Annotated in this window: 17 protein-coding genes and 2 tRNA genes; 10 read left to right on the top strand and 9 right to left on the bottom strand. The window is 44.8% G+C overall.

Annotated elements, in window-relative coordinates; genetic code table 11:
- The first annotated feature begins 107 nt into the window (after window positions 1-107).
- A complete protein-coding gene (locus R7Z77_RS17830) occupies window positions 108-491 on the top strand; it encodes a hypothetical protein (RefSeq protein ID WP_375792880.1) in 384 nt (127 codons plus the stop codon).
- A 186-nt stretch (window positions 492-677) separates the two neighbouring features.
- Here R7Z77_RS17830 and R7Z77_RS17835 read toward each other — a convergent pair.
- Window positions 678-754 (bottom strand) — tRNA-Pro (locus tag R7Z77_RS17835).
- A 259-nt stretch (window positions 755-1,013) separates the two neighbouring features.
- Here R7Z77_RS17835 and R7Z77_RS17840 point away from each other — a divergent pair.
- From R7Z77_RS17840 to rluF, 3 genes are all read left to right on the top strand, one after another.
- Window positions 1,014-1,154: a DUF3149 domain-containing protein gene (locus tag R7Z77_RS17840; RefSeq protein ID WP_005382236.1), complete on the top strand. Its 141-nt coding sequence runs from the start codon at window positions 1,014-1,016 to the stop codon at window positions 1,152-1,154.
- Between the two features lie 132 nt (window positions 1,155-1,286).
- Window positions 1,287-1,868 (top strand): DNA endonuclease SmrA, encoded by a 582-nt coding sequence (gene smrA / locus R7Z77_RS17845; protein WP_005382233.1) that lies wholly within the window; start codon window positions 1,287-1,289, stop codon window positions 1,866-1,868.
- Between the two features lie 94 nt (window positions 1,869-1,962).
- On the top strand, window positions 1,963-3,120 hold the full coding sequence (rluF, locus tag R7Z77_RS17850) for a 23S rRNA pseudouridine(2604) synthase RluF (RefSeq protein ID WP_017634839.1): 1,158 nt from the start codon (window positions 1,963-1,965) through the stop codon (window positions 3,118-3,120).
- 64 nt (window positions 3,121-3,184) lie between these two features.
- On the opposite strand, the gene ybaK is transcribed toward rluF, so the two are convergent.
- The 8 genes from ybaK to hemA all read right to left on the bottom strand — a co-directional run bounded on the left by ybaK (window position 3,185) and on the right by hemA (window position 11,040).
- Window positions 3,185-3,658: a Cys-tRNA(Pro) deacylase gene (ybaK, locus tag R7Z77_RS17855; protein ID WP_005384092.1), complete on the bottom strand. Its 474-nt coding sequence runs from the start codon at window positions 3,656-3,658 to the stop codon at window positions 3,185-3,187.
- Between the two features lie 102 nt (window positions 3,659-3,760).
- Window positions 3,761-5,443 (bottom strand): bifunctional UDP-sugar hydrolase/5'-nucleotidase UshA, encoded by a 1,683-nt coding sequence (ushA, locus tag R7Z77_RS17860; RefSeq protein WP_213967735.1) that lies wholly within the window; start codon window positions 5,441-5,443, stop codon window positions 3,761-3,763.
- Between the two features lie 220 nt (window positions 5,444-5,663).
- Window positions 5,664-6,515 (bottom strand): 3-deoxy-8-phosphooctulonate synthase, encoded by an 852-nt coding sequence (gene kdsA, locus R7Z77_RS17865; protein ID WP_005384095.1) that lies wholly within the window; start codon window positions 6,513-6,515, stop codon window positions 5,664-5,666.
- Between the two features lie 53 nt (window positions 6,516-6,568).
- Window positions 6,569-7,378 carry a SirB1 family protein gene (locus tag R7Z77_RS17870; RefSeq protein WP_005384098.1) on the bottom strand — a complete coding sequence of 270 codons (810 nt, stop codon included), beginning with the start codon at window positions 7,376-7,378 and terminating at the stop codon, window positions 6,569-6,571.
- 5 nt (window positions 7,379-7,383) lie between these two features.
- The gene (locus R7Z77_RS17875) at window positions 7,384-7,767 is read right to left on the bottom strand and encodes a SirB2 family protein (RefSeq protein WP_005382225.1); all 384 of its coding nucleotides are present in this window, start codon (window positions 7,765-7,767) and stop codon (window positions 7,384-7,386) included.
- Window positions 7,768-7,807: 40 nt separating this feature from the next.
- Window positions 7,808-8,662 carry a peptide chain release factor N(5)-glutamine methyltransferase gene (prmC, locus tag R7Z77_RS17880; RefSeq protein ID WP_017634841.1) on the bottom strand — a complete coding sequence of 285 codons (855 nt, stop codon included), beginning with the start codon at window positions 8,660-8,662 and terminating at the stop codon, window positions 7,808-7,810.
- Between the two features lie 3 nt (window positions 8,663-8,665).
- Window positions 8,666-9,754 (bottom strand): peptide chain release factor 1, encoded by a 1,089-nt coding sequence (gene prfA, locus R7Z77_RS17885; protein WP_005382222.1) that lies wholly within the window; start codon window positions 9,752-9,754, stop codon window positions 8,666-8,668.
- 29 nt (window positions 9,755-9,783) lie between these two features.
- Window positions 9,784-11,040: a glutamyl-tRNA reductase gene (gene hemA, locus R7Z77_RS17890; protein WP_005384104.1), complete on the bottom strand. Its 1,257-nt coding sequence runs from the start codon at window positions 11,038-11,040 to the stop codon at window positions 9,784-9,786.
- Window positions 11,041-11,174: 134 nt separating this feature from the next.
- Here hemA and lolB point away from each other — a divergent pair, with 134 nt between their 5' ends.
- The 6 genes from lolB (at window position 11,175) to R7Z77_RS17920 (ending at window position 15,859) form a co-directional block, all read left to right on the top strand.
- Window positions 11,175-11,813, top strand: coding sequence for a lipoprotein insertase outer membrane protein LolB (gene lolB, locus R7Z77_RS17895; RefSeq protein WP_017634843.1), 639 nt, complete (start codon window positions 11,175-11,177; stop codon window positions 11,811-11,813).
- A complete protein-coding gene (gene ispE / locus R7Z77_RS17900) occupies window positions 11,810-12,682 on the top strand; it encodes a 4-(cytidine 5'-diphospho)-2-C-methyl-D-erythritol kinase (RefSeq protein ID WP_005384108.1) in 873 nt (290 codons plus the stop codon). Before lolB ends, ispE begins: the two co-directional genes overlap by 4 nt.
- Before the next feature lie 27 nt (window positions 12,683-12,709).
- Window positions 12,710-13,654 carry a ribose-phosphate pyrophosphokinase gene (locus R7Z77_RS17905; protein ID WP_005393176.1) on the top strand — a complete coding sequence of 315 codons (945 nt, stop codon included), beginning with the start codon at window positions 12,710-12,712 and terminating at the stop codon, window positions 13,652-13,654.
- Window positions 13,655-13,805: 151 nt separating this feature from the next.
- On the top strand, window positions 13,806-14,396 hold the full coding sequence (gene pth, locus R7Z77_RS17910) for an aminoacyl-tRNA hydrolase (protein WP_005384112.1): 591 nt from the start codon (window positions 13,806-13,808) through the stop codon (window positions 14,394-14,396).
- Between the two features lie 10 nt (window positions 14,397-14,406).
- Window positions 14,407-15,498 carry a redox-regulated ATPase YchF gene (ychF, locus tag R7Z77_RS17915; protein ID WP_170893778.1) on the top strand — a complete coding sequence of 364 codons (1,092 nt, stop codon included), beginning with the start codon at window positions 14,407-14,409 and terminating at the stop codon, window positions 15,496-15,498.
- 284 nt (window positions 15,499-15,782) lie between these two features.
- Window positions 15,783-15,859, top strand: a tRNA-Met gene (locus tag R7Z77_RS17920).
- Window positions 15,860-15,975 lie beyond the last annotated feature (116 nt).

A 15,975-nucleotide genomic window follows, 5' to 3' on the forward strand; every position in this document is an offset into this window, starting at 1 on the left:
CCATTTAAAAATTCATTCAAACTTTCTTATAAAACACCGTTAAGCTAAGTGGATACAAAACAACTCATATGAAATTTAAATATTTATTCCTATACACGATTGGAATTATGCTCACTTCTTCGCTGTCTTATGCTAAACCGCCATGCAACGTAGAAGCTTTTCAAGCTATTGATATAACTCCGGAAGTAAAAGGCGGTGTTTTAGATAAAGAGAGTGGTCAATTTCTTATTACCGAAAAACCAATGATGCGTTGCGCGAACATCACGTTTTCAACAGCCCACACTCGAAATCGCGTTGCACATATGATAAACCAAGGCTTTGAAGCGGTTTACTATGATGGAAATACAAGCAAATCTCACTCAGTAACGTTTGATGAAGACGATTTAAAAGCGGGTTACGTCAAGATTGGTCCAAATCACCCAAAGACCGCTTATGTCTGCTTCACTACTTCTGAAACTCCTATCAATACTATCTCGTGTGACATCAAGTAATAAATTTACTCACTCTAAAAAATGAAAAGGCCCTACATTTCTGTAGAGCCTTCCTCTCAATACGTGTCGGTGAAGTGCCATATTCGAACATCAGGCGAACCCCAATTTGATTCGATACTATTGAAGTCTAAAATTACTAGCGCTAAAAACGACGAAAGCCTGCTCATTGAGCAGGCTTTCTAAAAGTGGTCGGTGAAGAGGGATTCGAACCCCCGACCCTCTGGTCCCAAACCAGATGCGCTACCAAGCTGCGCTATTCACCGAGATGTTTAACTGAGGAATTGTCCCCGTCAACGAATGCGTATATTACGGATTCTGAACTGTGGCGCAAGTGCTTTTTACAAAAAAACCTTAGGTCTTAATTCGTTTGATGAATAACTGAACACTAGCACGTAAAATGTGACTGATAACTCACAACAAAATACAGTTTATTAACCTTAGCAACATAATTGATCCAGATCAGTGTGCAACAAGACACCGCCATTTAGTTTATTCCTGTCGGGAACATCTTGGAGGAAACGTATGGACTTTTGGCTTGATCTCCTATTTGGTAATGCAGTGGGTCTATCGTCAATGATAGTAATTTTTGGGGCAATTGGTCTGATGTTATTTTACGGCGGTTTCTTCATATACAAGATCATGAACGACAAATCTCCTCACTAGATCTCGCTTAGCTCTAGAAACGCTTTGCACCGGAGTCGGTTACTTGCCTACTCCGGTTTTTTATTTGATCTCAATGCACCACTCATTGATATAATCCTATTATTCTTCCCTGTTCTTAATGAGATTACTGCTATGTCTCACGACGACGATTTTGATCTATTTCAACAGATGATGGGCGATGTAAAGCCAATCACTCAAGACACCACCGAACACAAAAAAGTACACCAAGTAACAGAAGCACAGCTCGCAAAACGCGAAGCAGCAATCTGGTTAACGGAAGATGACCCAGAATACCTATCACTTGATCACGCTGAAATGCTCAAGCCAGAGGACTTTGTTGAGTTCAAACGTGATGGTGTACAGGACGGGGTTTACCGCAAACTTCGCCTTGGTAAGTATCCAATCCAAGCTCGCTTGGATTTGCACCGTAAAACATTGAAAGAAGCACGTGATGAAGTCGTGACGTTTTTAAAGCAATGCCTATCAATGGACATTAGAACGGTCGTTATCGTCCATGGTCGAGGAGAACGCTCAAATCCACCTGCAATGATGAAAAGCTTTGTTAGCAGTTGGCTACGACAAATAAAGGAAGTCCAATGCGTCCATAGTGCGCAACGCTTTCACGGTGGAACTGGAGCCGTTTACGTCCTACTTAGAAAAAGTGCGGAAAAGAAATTAGAAACCCGCGAACGTCACCAAAAACGGTTAGGCTAAATTTCACCCTAATGCTAGAATGCCCGCCCTTATTCTTCCTTCCCCTTAAAGGAAGGGAGCTTCATTCGCCGTTGTGAAACGTTAGGAGACAAAAATGTCACAAGACAACGCTAAACGATTAAATAAATTCATCAGTGAAACGGGGTTTTGCTCACGCCGTGAAGCAGACAGACTGATTGAGCAAGGCCGTGTCACCATTAATGGCAACAAACCTGAAATGGGGACAAAAGTGCTACCTGGTGATGATGTTTGTGTGGATGGTAAGCCAGTGGCAGCAAAAGAGAAGCCGATTTATATCGCTCTCAATAAACCAACAGGCATCACCTGTACAACTGAGAGAGACGTCCCTGGAAACATCGTTGATTTCATCGGCCACCAAAAACGTATCTTTCCGATCGGCCGCTTAGACAAACCCTCTGATGGTCTGATCTTTTTGACCAACGATGGCGACATCGTGAACAAAATCCTTCGCGCAGGCAACAGCCACGAAAAAGAGTACGTCGTACGCGTGGACAAGCCAATTACAGGCGAGTTTCTCAAACAGATGTCGAGTGGCGTTAAGATTCTCGACACAGTCACCCTACCTTGTAAGGTAACGAAAGAAACTAAATTCTCTTTCCGTATTGTGCTCACTCAAGGACTTAACCGTCAGATCCGTCGCATGTGTGAAGCGCTGGGCTATGAAGTATTCAAGCTGCGTCGCGTACGCATCATGAATATCTCTCTTGATGGTATTCCCAATGGGAAATGGCGTTATCTAAGTGACGAAGAAGTGGCAGAGATCCTAGCAATGTGTGAAGGCTCGGTAGGTACAGAAGAAGCATCAAAAACAGACTCTAGAGGTCGCAACATTCGTAAAGCGACCGACGCGAAGCTGTTTGATAGCCGTGAAGAAAACCAAGATTCTACTGCTCGTCGTAACCAGAAGACACGAACTTTCCGCGGTAACAATGCTGATGAATTCCGTCATGCACCAAACTCGAAAAAAGGTCAACAAAAGCGTCGTCAGCGTGATGATGAAGGCGGACGTCCAGCTAAAGAACATTACAAAGCGAAATCACAAGGTGAACGCAGCAGACCGCAAGGCGAGCATGGTAAATCGCACCGTAAACCAGATGCATCGAGCAATACGCATTCAGCAAACAAGCCTCAATCACTGAGTAAGCCTAAGCAGCATTACATGAACCCAAATGCCGCGAAACCAAGCAAACCAGCTAAACGCACTGGTGGTACATTGAGTCTGAAGAAGTAACGCTTCACTGACAGGCAAGATCAAAAAAGGACGCTCATGAGCGTCCTTTTTATTTGTCATGAGTTTACAAACAAAGAGGTGCAAACTGACCACGAGTTAAGCTCAGCAAATCTCTCGGGGCTAACTCAATTTCTAAACCACGTTTACCAGCACTCACACAGATTTTGTCTTGCTCTGCTGCGCTTTCGTGCAAAAAAGTAGGTAAGGCTTTCTTCTGCCCTAGTGGGCTAATTCCACCAACGACATAACCTGTGGTCTTTTGGGCGATTTCCGGATCAGCCATATCGGCCTTTTTGCCCTTCGCTGCTTTCGCCGCCAGTTTTAGGTTCAGCTTTTGGTCAACAGGGATAATCGCAACCGCAAGGTTCTTTGGCTCCCCGTTCAAGCAGAACAGCAAGGTTTTAAATACTGTTTTCGGATCCTGCCCCAGTACTTCAGCAGCCTCCAAGCCATAACTATCGGCTCTAGGGTCATGCTCATACTGATGAATCGTGTGTGGAATTTTTTTCTTTTTCGCAAGATTAATGGCCGGAGTCATCAAGATTCTCCTCATAAAAACAAAAAGCGCAGATTGAATTGGATCTGCGCTTTTAGTTAATGATATCAGCGAGTTTGAGTCAATCGCTTTTTCTCTGTTGGGTTACTGATCAATCGCCGTATCAACTAAATACGTGATTTCACCTGAAGGGGCATACTCATTAACATCAATAGGGCTATGTGTTTCTAAATAATCCTTCAAAACCTCAGCATCGGTAAAACCTGTATTTACATACCCTGGATGATCGTCGATTTTAGGGTAACCATCTCCACCAGCAGCATTATAGCTTGGTACGGTAAAGCGGTAATTACCATCTAAGCGAAGTTGCTTATTACCAATGAACACATTGGTTACCTCACCATTATTGATACTCATCGCAATGCCGGCAAACTGCGCGTAAGCTCCAGAGTCGACAGGTTTAGTTGCAACGACATTTAGGTAATCCAATACTTCTTTGCCCGTCATATCAACGTAAGAGACCATATTGCCAAATGGCTGAACAGTCAGCACATCTTTGTAGGTAATCTCACCTGCTGCAATCGAATCGCGAACGCCGCCAGAATTCATTACGGCGAAATCTGCTTTCGCACGTTCCATGTGAGCCGTTGCAATTAATCGACCTAAGTTTGTTTGCTGGTAACGAACCACATTGCGGTCACCCTCAAGCTTACCGTTAGATTCTGCAATCTTCACGTTTAGTTTGCCCTGACCTTTTTCTTGATAAGGACGAAGAAACTCAAGCATCATTTCGTCTTGTTTAATCTCATCTTGGATCAAGACTCGTTGCGACTGACCATCAACTTTAACTTTCTTTTTCAAGTTTACAGGGATTAGATCGTAGCTCACCATCGAGAGTTCGCCATTACGAAACTCGTAATCGGCGCGTCCCACATATTTCCCCCACTCATGTGCCTGAACAATAAAGGTACCATTTTGTTTATCGGGCTGACATTCATCACCTGGTTTAAAGTTCTTTTTAATAACGTTTGGACCTTCCATGCACACAGGTTCTTGTGAGTGTCCTCCAACGATCATGTCGAGATCGCCGTCATTCAAATAACGAGCTAACGCCACATCGCCAGGAGCATTGATGCCTCTATTACCATTTTCATAGTGTCCCATATGCGTGACAGCAAAAATCAGATCTGGATACTCTGTCTCTTTCAGTTCTGCAATCAACTCCTTGGCTTCTTCTTTCGGGTCACGGAAGTCAATTTGTTCAATGAATTCAGGGTTGCCAAGTTTCGCAGTGTCTTCGGTTGTAAGACCAATGACCGCAATTTTAATGCCCTGCTTTTTAAACATCGCGTATGGTTGGAATAAACGCTTGCCAGTATTTTTATCGTAAATATTGGCAGACAACATCGGAAAGTTTGCCCACTCTTGCTGCTTGAATAGCACGTCCAATGGATTATCAAACTCATGATTACCTAGAGCCATCGCATCGTAACCAATTTTGCTCATGCCTTTGAAATCCGGCTCGGCATCTTGTAAATCAGACTCAGGTACTCCTGTGTTGATGTCACCACCAGAAAGCAATAACACGCTCCCCCCCTCAGCCTGTATTTCTTCGCGCAAATCATCGATTAACGTTTTACGCGCCGCCATGCCATATTCACCGTATCGATTTTGCCAAAAGCGACCATGATGATCGTTAGTGTGCAATACGGTCAATTTATAGGTTGTATCGGCATTCCATTCTGGTGCAGGTTGCGTAGCACACCCAGCTAACGAGGCCAAGATAGCGGCACTCAAAACAGTTTTGATCATCAGACGCTGATTCATTTATTTACCTTTTTCTTATTGGGATTACTGATGCACATTTTAAGCATTGGATCTATTTGAAAACCACGTGCACCCTAACACATTGATTTAATAATTATGATGCATTGTTTAGCAATAACAAATTCATCAGTAACAAGTTTGAGAATTCACGGCTTTTCAGATAAAAAAATAGCCAACACTCGGTTGGCTATAGTATTTGTTACCACCAGTCATCTGGCGTTTACTTGATATCGATATCTGCAAAGCTCTTGATCAGATCATCAAGCGATTTCATTTGTGCTAAGAATGGCTCTAACTTGTCTAGAGGCAGTGCAGATGGGCCATCACAACGCGCTTGGTCTGGGTTTGGGTGCGCTTCGATAAATAGACCTGCGATGCCTGTCGCTAGACCCGCTTTAGCAAGCTCAACTGTCTGCTCACGACGACCGCCAGATGCTGCGCCTGATGGGTCACGCATTTGTAGTGAGTGCGTTACGTCAAAGATGATTGGGCTACCTTTCGAAGCATTTTTCATCACACCAAAACCAAGCATGTCTACAACTAGGTTATCGTAACCGTGGCAAGAACCGCGCTCACATAGGATGATCTTGTCGTTACCGCATTCTGCGAACTTCTCAACGATGTTACCCACTTGACCTGGGCTCATAAATTGAGGTTTCTTCACGTTGATAACCGCACCTGTTTTGGCCATAGCTTCAACAAGGTCAGTTTGACGAGCTAGGAATGCAGGAAGCTGAATAACGTCTACCACGTCAGCGACAGGTTGAGCTTGCGCTTCAGTGTGAACGTCCGTGATGATCTTTACACCAAAAGTGTCTTTCAGCTCCTGAAAGATTTTCATACCTTCTTCCAGACCTGGACCACGGTATGAATGAACAGAACTGCGGTTTGCTTTGTCAAACGACGCCTTAAATACGTAAGGAATACCAAGTTTTTCCGTTACTTTTACGTAGTGCTCACAGATCTGCATCGCAAGATCACGAGACTCAAGAACGTTCATACCTGCAAATAGGGTGAATGGCTTGTCGTTAGCAACCTGAATGTCGCCGATATTAACGATTTTCTGTTCCATTTTGATTCTCTTTTTCTGTCCACGATACGCCACCGTTCGGCACATCGATAAAATTAGTGAAGTGTGACGTGCGTTTCACTCATCACATTAACTTGTGATTTTAGTAGCTCGGAAGCCGGATCGTCAGGGCATTGGTCAATAAAGTACTGAAAATCTGATACCGCTACTTGAGGGCACTCTAGCTGTTGGAAAATAAAACCACGGTCACGAATTTCGTATGGGTCATCTGGCACAAATGTTAGAGCAAGATTTGTACAACGTAATGCCAGCGTATAATGCTCTTCACGCAACATCGCACTTTTAATCAATGCCAACCAGCGACCAATAATTGTTGGGTTGTCAGCTTCCTCAAAATGTTCAGGCTTTAGCTGAGCTAACGGTCCTTCCTGGCCAATAAGCCAAGCTTGAAGAATCCTTTCACCTACATACTCACCATTAAATGGGTTGATGTAGTCTGGCTTCTTATGCATCCAATCGACTTTTAACAGGAACTGAGTAGGGAAAGTAACTCCCTTCAACGGGAACCCCAGCTTTTTGCCTAGGTATAACAAAATCGAACCTAAGCTCACAGGAATACCTTTTCTGCGCTCCAACACTTTATCGATGAAGCTGTTGTCCGAAATAAAGTATTCCTGCTCGTCGCCTTTGAACCCCCACTCGTGGAAAAACAGTCGTAGGAATGCATCAAATCGTTGCTCTTCATCGGTTTCATGAACAAGCGTGGCTTCTGCATCTTTGTAAAGACGCTCTAACTCTTGTTTCGCCCAATGTACTTTGGTTTCTGGGTTAATCGCTTTGTTTAGCTCAAGCGCACCTTCCACCAACGGTATATTGTCAAAATCTTCGTCAAAAAACTCTAACATGACGTCTATCCAAATAACGTAGGGCTCTTAGACACAGCAATGTTTGCAGCCATGACCAACCAACCTAATGCGCCGAAAAAGCCAAATATCTTCAGTAGGTTGTTTTTCGCAAGTTTCAATGAGAAGAATCCAAGCGCAATGTACGCCAGTACGCAGGTGATTTTGTTTGTTAACCACGGTGCGGCATCGGTAAACGGGATGAAACCCGTAATGAAAATAAGCGCGATACCTGACACTAGCAATGCAGTATCAACGATGTGGGGAAACACTTTCAAAAAGCGATTATTTCGCTTCGGTGAGTTCATCATCATTAACACGAATCGGATCGATAGTAGCGTCGCGCTGAGAGCGATCGTCACTAAGTGTATGTGTTTTAGAGCTACGTACATTTTTCTTCTCTTTTTAGTTAGTGTTTGCTGACTTCCATGATTAACTGGCCAGACAACCAAGTGTTACTCGATCGTTACCGCCATAATCTTTTTCCGTAGCGACCTGTTGGTAACCAAAGCCACGCATTATCTCACGCACCGCCTCACCTTGATCATAACCATGTTCAAATGCCAGCCAACCGCCCACTTCAAGATACTGACGAGCAAGATCCGAGATATGACGAATATCAGCTAAGCCATTCTCTTTAGCAACTAATGCAGATTTTGGCTCAAAGCGCACATCGCCTTGGGATAAATGTGGATCTTTTTCATCAATATATGGCGGGTTGGAGACAATTAAAGCAAACTTCGTACCTTCTGTAATAGGCTCAAACCAACTGCCTTGAGCAAAGGTCACATTTTTGATGTTTAGCTGCTCAGCATTGTACTCTGCAAGTGCTTTCGCTTCTTGCTTAAGGTCTACGCCCATCACTTGACGCTTTGGCATTTCAGATGCAAGCGCGATGGCGATAGCTCCCGTCCCCGTCCCAAGATCTAAAATAGGCCCAGTCTGCTCGTAGGTCTTATCGAGTGCAACTTCGACCAAACGTTCTGTATCCGGTCTTGGGATCAAGGTAGAGGGAGAAACTTTGAATGGTAAAGACCAAAACTCTCGCTCACCAATAATATAAGCGACGGGTTCACCAGTTAAACGTCGTTCAAGTAGAGCGTCAAACTGAGATTTTTGCTCTGCTTCTAATGCTTTTTCTGGCCAGGTCAGCAGGTAAGTTCGTGGTTTGCCAAGGACATGGCAAAGGAGTACAGCTGCATCGAGAGAAGGCGACTCTTTGCCGCCTTCTGCCAGTTTCGCCGTCGCACTTTTCAGTGCTTGCTCAATCGATTGAACTTGGCTCATCGATTAGCCGTTCTCTGCGAGCGCCGCAAGTTGGTCTGCTTGGTGCTCTTGAATCACAGGATCAATCAAGCTCTGCAGGTCACCTTCCATCACTTCGTTCAAACGATAGATGGTCAGGTTGATACGGTGATCAGACACACGACCTTGTGGGTAGTTGTATGTACGAATACGGTCACTACGGTCACCAGAACCTAGAAGGTTACGACGTGTATCAGACACTTCTGCGGCACGACGCTCTTCTTCCGCTTGAACGATACGAGCAGCAAGAACCGCCATTGCTTTCGCTTTGTTCTTGTGCTGTGAACGCTCATCCTGACACTCTACTACCGTACCCGTTGGTAAGTGGGTAATACGAATTGCAGAATCCGTGGTGTTAACGTGCTGACCACCCGCGCCAGATGCACGGAACGTATCGATTTTCAGGTCTGCTGCTTTGATTTCAGGCAGATCCGCTTCAGGGATTTCCGCCATTACTGCTACTGTACAAGCAGAAGTATGCACACGGCCTTGAGATTCAGTTGCAGGAACACGCTGTACACGGTGACCGCCTGACTCAAATTTCAACACGCCGTATGCACCGTCGCCGCTTACTTTCGCGATCATCTCTTTGTAACCACCGTGCTCTGCCTCGTTTGAAGACATGACTTCGATGCGCCAGCCACGCTTTTCTGCGTACTTGCTGTACATACGGAATAGATCACCCGCGAAGATACCCGCTTCGTCGCCACCCGCACCTGCACGAATTTCTAGGAAACAGTTACGATCATCGTTCGGATCTTTTGGCAGAAGAAGAATCTGTAACTCATCAGTAAGACGCTCAATCGTCGCTTTCGCTTCTTTGATTTCTTCTTGCGCCATTTCACGCATTTCTTCGTCGTCTTCGTTTGCCATCTCTTCAGCGGCGACAAGATCTTCTTGTGCTTGTTGATAAGCTTGGAAGCACTTGGTTACTTCTTCTAGCTGAGAGTACTCTCTTGATAGAGCACGGAATTTGTCCTGATTTCCAATTACATCAGGATCACCAAGAAGATGTTGAACTTCTTCGTAACGTTCTACTAGCGTTTCTAGCTTAGTCAGAATAGAGGCTTTCATAGTGTCGTTTTCTTAATAAAAAGCGTGAGTTATAGATCATCCAAGCCAAGTGTTTGGCGGATAATCGTTAATTTTGCTGGTTCGCCTTGCTCTGCTGCACTTTGCAATGCGCGAGTTGGAGCGTGAATCAGTTTGTTGGTGAGTTTATTACTCAGCTCGCGCAGCACTTTCTCCGGATCTGCGCCTGCCGCTAAAGATTGCAAACTTTTGCTCAGTAACTCTTCACGAATTTCGTTGGCTGATTTGCGATAGTCGCGAATACTATCGACGGCTTGCAGTGAACGCAACCATGTCATAAATGCAGCGCTTTCTTCACTAACAATCGCTTCAGCTTGAATCGCTTCGACTTTACGCTGCTCAATGTTGCTGTCGATGATAGATTGCAAGTCATCAACAGAATACAGATATGCGTCGTTCAGTTCACCGACTTCCGACTCTACATCTCGCGGCACCGCAATATCGACTAACAAGATAGGTTGATGTCGGCGCTGCTTTAGAGCCGTTTCGACCATACCTTTGCCAATAATAGGCAATGGGCTCGCCGTTGAGCTAATCACAATGTCCGCTTTCGCCAAATGTTCAGGAATTTCGTTCAAACTGATCACTTCTGCGCCAAATTGGTCCGCTAAGCCTTGCGCGCGCTCTTTAGTGCGGTTCGCGACAATCATTTTTGTGCAACCGTTGGACGCTAAATGCTTCGCGACCAATTCAATCGTCTCACCCGCACCAACTAAAAGCACGGTTGAATCTGATAACGACTCAAAAATATGTTTTGCCAGTGTACATGCCGCATAAGCCACGGACACGGCATTACCACCAATATCTGTCTCTGTTCTTACCCGTTTGGCGACTGAGAACGTCTTTTGAAACAGTTTATCAATCGAGGCATCGACAGCTTGATGATCTCGCGAGTCAGAAAATGCTTGCTTTACCTGCCCCAAAATTTGAGGCTCACCCAACACCAGAGAGTCAAGACCGCACGATACGCGCATCAAATGCTTTATTGCAGCTTGTTCTTCATGAACATACAAACTCGGCATTAAATCTTCGCGGCTCACTTGATGAAATTGAGCAAGCCAATCGATCAACTTGTTTCGCGCTCCTTGCTTAACATCGCAGTACAACTCGGTTCGGTTACAGGTTGAAACAATCACACTGCCGTTAACCGCTTCGTGCTCTCTAAGTTGCTCGAGTGCAGGGCCGAGTTTATCCGGACCAAACGCCACCTTCTCTCGCAAGTCGACAGACGCTGTATTGTGATTAATTCCAATAGCAAGCAAGGACATCTAACGTGGTATCTCTGGGATAGGTTATAAAATAGGTCCAGAATTTTACTGTAAGCACGCATTTATTGAAAGGGTAAGCCGGATTTGTTTTCCTAAGTGCGACTTTTCAATGCTATAGTTGTGAGCGATTCCCGATGAAACTGATTAATAAGCCATCAAACATGACGTTACGCTCCTTTATTCTTTTTTTCTTGTCGAGCTTACTGCTCGCTGGTTGTTCGTCCGTTCCTGAAAGTGTTACCAGCGTTGAATGGCAAGCTCATGAGCAACGACTCGAGACCATCCAAGATTTTCAAGCAACGGGAAAACTTGGTTATATCGGCCCAGACCAAAGACAAAATTTAAATTTCTACTGGAAACATTCTTCAGCACTAAGCCAGTTGCGTTTAACTACGATTCTCGGACAAACGGCATTAAAGCTCACCATCACCCCACAAGGCGCCACAGTAGAAACTTACGACGATCAGGTCCTTTCTTCTCGCAGTGCTAACCAGCTGATTTACCGTCTTACAGGGTTAATGATGCCCGTCGATCACATGCCTGACTGGCTATTAGGTCTACCTACCGATGCCGACAAATTCCAACTGTCTCCAACCAATACACTGCAAGCGTTAAACAAACAAATTGGTTTAAATGATTGGAGTATCGCTTATCAACGATATGGCGACGTTCAATGGCATGAACAGTCTCTCCCTCTGCCAAATAAGCTGAAACTCACCACAGCTGATGTCAAAATAAATCTAGTGATCACAAAATGGAACATCACCCAATGATTGAACTTTCAACACGCTGGCCATCACCAGCGAAATTGAATCTCTTTCTATATATCAACGGCCGTACAGAGAATGGCTACCACGAGTTACAAACCTTATTCCAATTCGTCGATCACGGCGATGAGCTCACCATTCAAGCGAACCATTCTGGTGATATTACGATTTCTCCAGAGATAGAAGGTGTGCCTCTTCAAGACAATTTAATTTGGAAAGCAGCAACCGCGCTTCAAGCTTACTCAAACTGCCCTTTTGGCGCGCATATTGAGCTACAGAAAGTGCTGCCTATGGGTGGGGGCATTGGTGGGGGCTCATCGAATGCAGCTACAGCACTAGTGGCACTGAACTACTTGTGGCAACTGAATCTAACTGACGATGAACTGGCTGAAATTGGTTTAAAGTTGGGCGCAGACGTGCCCGTATTTGTGCGCGGATTTGCAGCTTTCGCTGAAGGTGTTGGCGAGAAACTCTCCCCCGCTTATCCAGAAGAAAAGTGGTATTTAGTCGTCAGACCGAATGTTTCTATCGCAACCGTCGACGTTTTTTGTCATCCAGATCTAACGCGAAACACCCCAAAACGAGATCTAGAAACACTTTTAAATACGCCAAGCGTAAACGATTGCGAAAAAATTGTACGAATGCTCTACCCAGAGGTTGATAAGCAACTTTCTTGGCTGCTACAATACGCGCCGTCAAGATTGACGGGGACAGGATCTTGCGTTTTTGCTGAATTTTCGAGCAAATCTGAAGCAGAAACTATCCTTGCACAACTCTCTGATAAAGTCTCGGCATTTGTCGCTCAAGGGCGCAATATTTCGCCATTAAAAGAGACTTTGGCTGAATACCAATCAGCCTCACACCGACCTATTTAAACTGGACGCAAACCCGAGGTTTCCACCGTGCCTGATATGAAGCTATTTGCTGGTAACGCAACACCTGAACTAGCCCAACGTATTGCTGATCGTCTTTACATCTCTCTTGGTGATGCATCTGTTTCTCGCTTTTCTGATGGCGAAGTTGCAGTTCAAATCAATGAGAATGTTCGTGGTAGCGATGTTTTCATCATTCAATCCACTTGTGCACCGACTAACGACAACCTAATGGAATTGGTTGTTATGATTGATGCAATGCGCCGTGCTTCAGCAGGCCGTATCACTGCAGTTATCCCTTACTTCGGCTACGCTCGCCAAGACCGTCGTGTACGTTCTGCGCGTGTGCCAATTACTGCAAAAGTTGTTGCTGATTTCCTATCTAACGTTGGTGTTGACCGCGTTCTAACTATCGACCTACACGCAGAGCAAATTCAAGGCTTCTTCGATGTACCTGTAGACAACATCTTCGGCACGCCAGTGCTACTTGAAGATATGCAGGCTCGCGGTCTAGATAACCCTGTAGTGGTATCTCCTGACCTAGGTGGCGTTGTTCGTGCTCGTGCAACAGCAAAAGCACTAGGCGACATCGACATCGCAATCGTAGATAAGCGTCGTCCACGTGCAAACGTTTCTGAAGTAATGAACCTAATCGGTGATGTTGAAGGTCGTGACTGTGTGATCGTTGATGACATGATCGACACAGGTGGCACACTATGTAAAGCAGCTGAAGCACTAAAAGAGCGCGGTGCTAAGCGTGTATTCGCTTACGCTACTCACGCAGTATTCTCAGGCAACGCTGCGGATAACATCAAGAACTCAGTTCTTGACCAAGTTATCGTGACTGACTCTATCTCTCTGTCTAAAGAGATGGCTGCAACAGGTAAAGTGACAACACTAAGCCTATCTCGCATGCTGGCTGAAGCGATTCGTCGTATCAGCAACGAAGAGTCAATCTCTGCAATGTTCAACTAATACGAACATTTCAGTTACACTGATTTCAAAAGCACCCCTCTTTGGGGTGTTTTTTTATTTGTACTGATAACTAGAAAATCCCTTGGTCGCCCACCGCGAGTTTTCTGTGCTATCATACTGCGCTTTTTGAGATTCCAGAGAGATCCTAACCTTGAGTCAACAAATCAAACTTCTTGTTGGTCTTGCTAACCCAGGACCAGAATACGCCAGAACTCGTCACAATGCGGGCGCTTGGGTTGTAGAAGAATTAGCACGCGTTCACAACGTTACACTGAAGAACGAACCAAAGTTTTTTGGTCTAACAGGACGCATTATGGTCAATGGCCAGGATCTCCGTTTGCTTATCCCAACCACCTTCATGAATCTATCAGGTAAATCGATCGCAGCGCTTGCGAAATTTTATCAAATTAAACCTGAAGAGATCATGGTCGCTCATGACGAGCTAGACTTACCGCCAGGTGTCGCTAAGTTTAAAAAAGGTGGGGGTCACGGTGGACACAACGGTCTGCGTGACACCATTAGCAAACTGGGCAATAACAAAGATTTTTATCGTCTTCGTATTGGCATTGGTCATCCGGGACACAAAGATAAAGTGGCGGGTTTTGTATTAGGTAAAGCGCCAGCTAAAGAGCAAGAGCTTTTAGATGCAGCAGCTGATGAGGCTGTTCGTTGTCTAGATATCCTGATTAAGGATGGCCTATCTAAAGCACAAAATCGCCTCCACACGTTCAAAGCTGAATAAGGTTACTATCATGGGTTTTAAATGTGGCATCGTTGGTCTACCTAACGTAGGTAAATCAACTCTGTTCAACGCACTAACTAAAGCGGGTATCGAAGCAGCAAACTTCCCGTTCTGTACCATTGAACCAAACACTGGTGTGGTTCCTGTGCCAGATCTACGTCTAGACGCACTAGCTAAGATCGTTAACCCACAGAGAGTTCTTCCAACGACGATGGAGTTCGTGGACATCGCTGGTCTTGTTGCTGGTGCATCACGTGGTGAAGGTTTAGGTAACAAATTCCTAGCTAACATCCGTGAAACAGACGCGATTGGCCACGTTGTACGTTGTTTTGAAAACGAAAACATTGTTCATGTTTCAGGTAAAGTTTCACCTATCGAAGATATCGAAGTGATCAACCTTGAACTTGCAATGGCTGACCTTGATTCTTGTGAGCGCGCGATTCAACGTAACGCGAAGAAGGCAAAAGGCGGCGATAAAGACGCAAAATTTGAACTAACCGTACTAGAAAAACTGTTACCAGTACTAACTGAAGGCGGCATGGCACGCACAGTTGAGCTATCTAAAGAAGAGTTAGCATCAATCGGCTACCTAAACTTCCTAACACTGAAGCCAACTATGTACATTGCAAACGTAAACGAAGATGGTTTCGAAAATAACCCATATCTAGATGCGGTTCGCGAGTTCGCAGAAAAAGAAAACAACGTCGTTGTACCTGTATGTGCAGCTATCGAATCTGAACTATCTGAACTAGAAGATGAAGATCGCGAAGAATTCCTAGCGGATATGGGGATCGAAGAACCGGGGCTGAACCGTGTAATTCGCTCTGGTTACGAACTACTGACTCTACACACCTACTTCACAGCAGGTGTTAAAGAAGTACGTGCTTGGACAATCCCTGTTGGTGCAACTGCGCCTCAGGCGGCAGGTAAGATCCACACTGACTTCGAGAAAGGCTTTATTCGTGCAGAAGTAGTCGGTTACGACGATTTCATCCAATTCAATGGTGAAAATGGCGCAAAAGACGCAGGTAAATGGCGTCTAGAAGGTAAAGACTACATCGTAAAAGATGGTGATGTTGTACACTTCCGCTTCAATGTTTAATTAAATGAATGAATTCTAAACACTTCATTTACACTAAAAGCCAGCTGTTAAGCTGGCTTTTTTAATACCTTAAGTAAATGAACAAAAATAAATTACGCAACTGCAAGCTAATTTATTTCCAGTTTTAGATCATAAACACGCCTCTTTGTTTAAAAAGGAAGCGAACGAGGTTTTTTCCGAAATTTATTAAAAAAAACTGTTGACGGATCTCACTCAACTTCGCATAATGCGCGCCGTTCCCAACGACAAGGCAACGAAGCGTTGAGAACAAAAAATATGGTTTTGGCTACGTAGCTCAGCTGGTTAGAGCACATCACTCATAATGATGGGGTCACAGGTTCGAATCCCGTCGTAGCCACCATTCCTAAATGTTCTTTTTATCAGAGCAGTTAGGAATAGATGCGGAAGTGGCGGAATTGGTAGACGCACCAGATTTAGGTTCTGGCGCCGCAAGGTGTGAGAGTTCAAGTCTCTCCT

Source organism: Vibrio sp. 1401 (assembly GCF_033340295.1).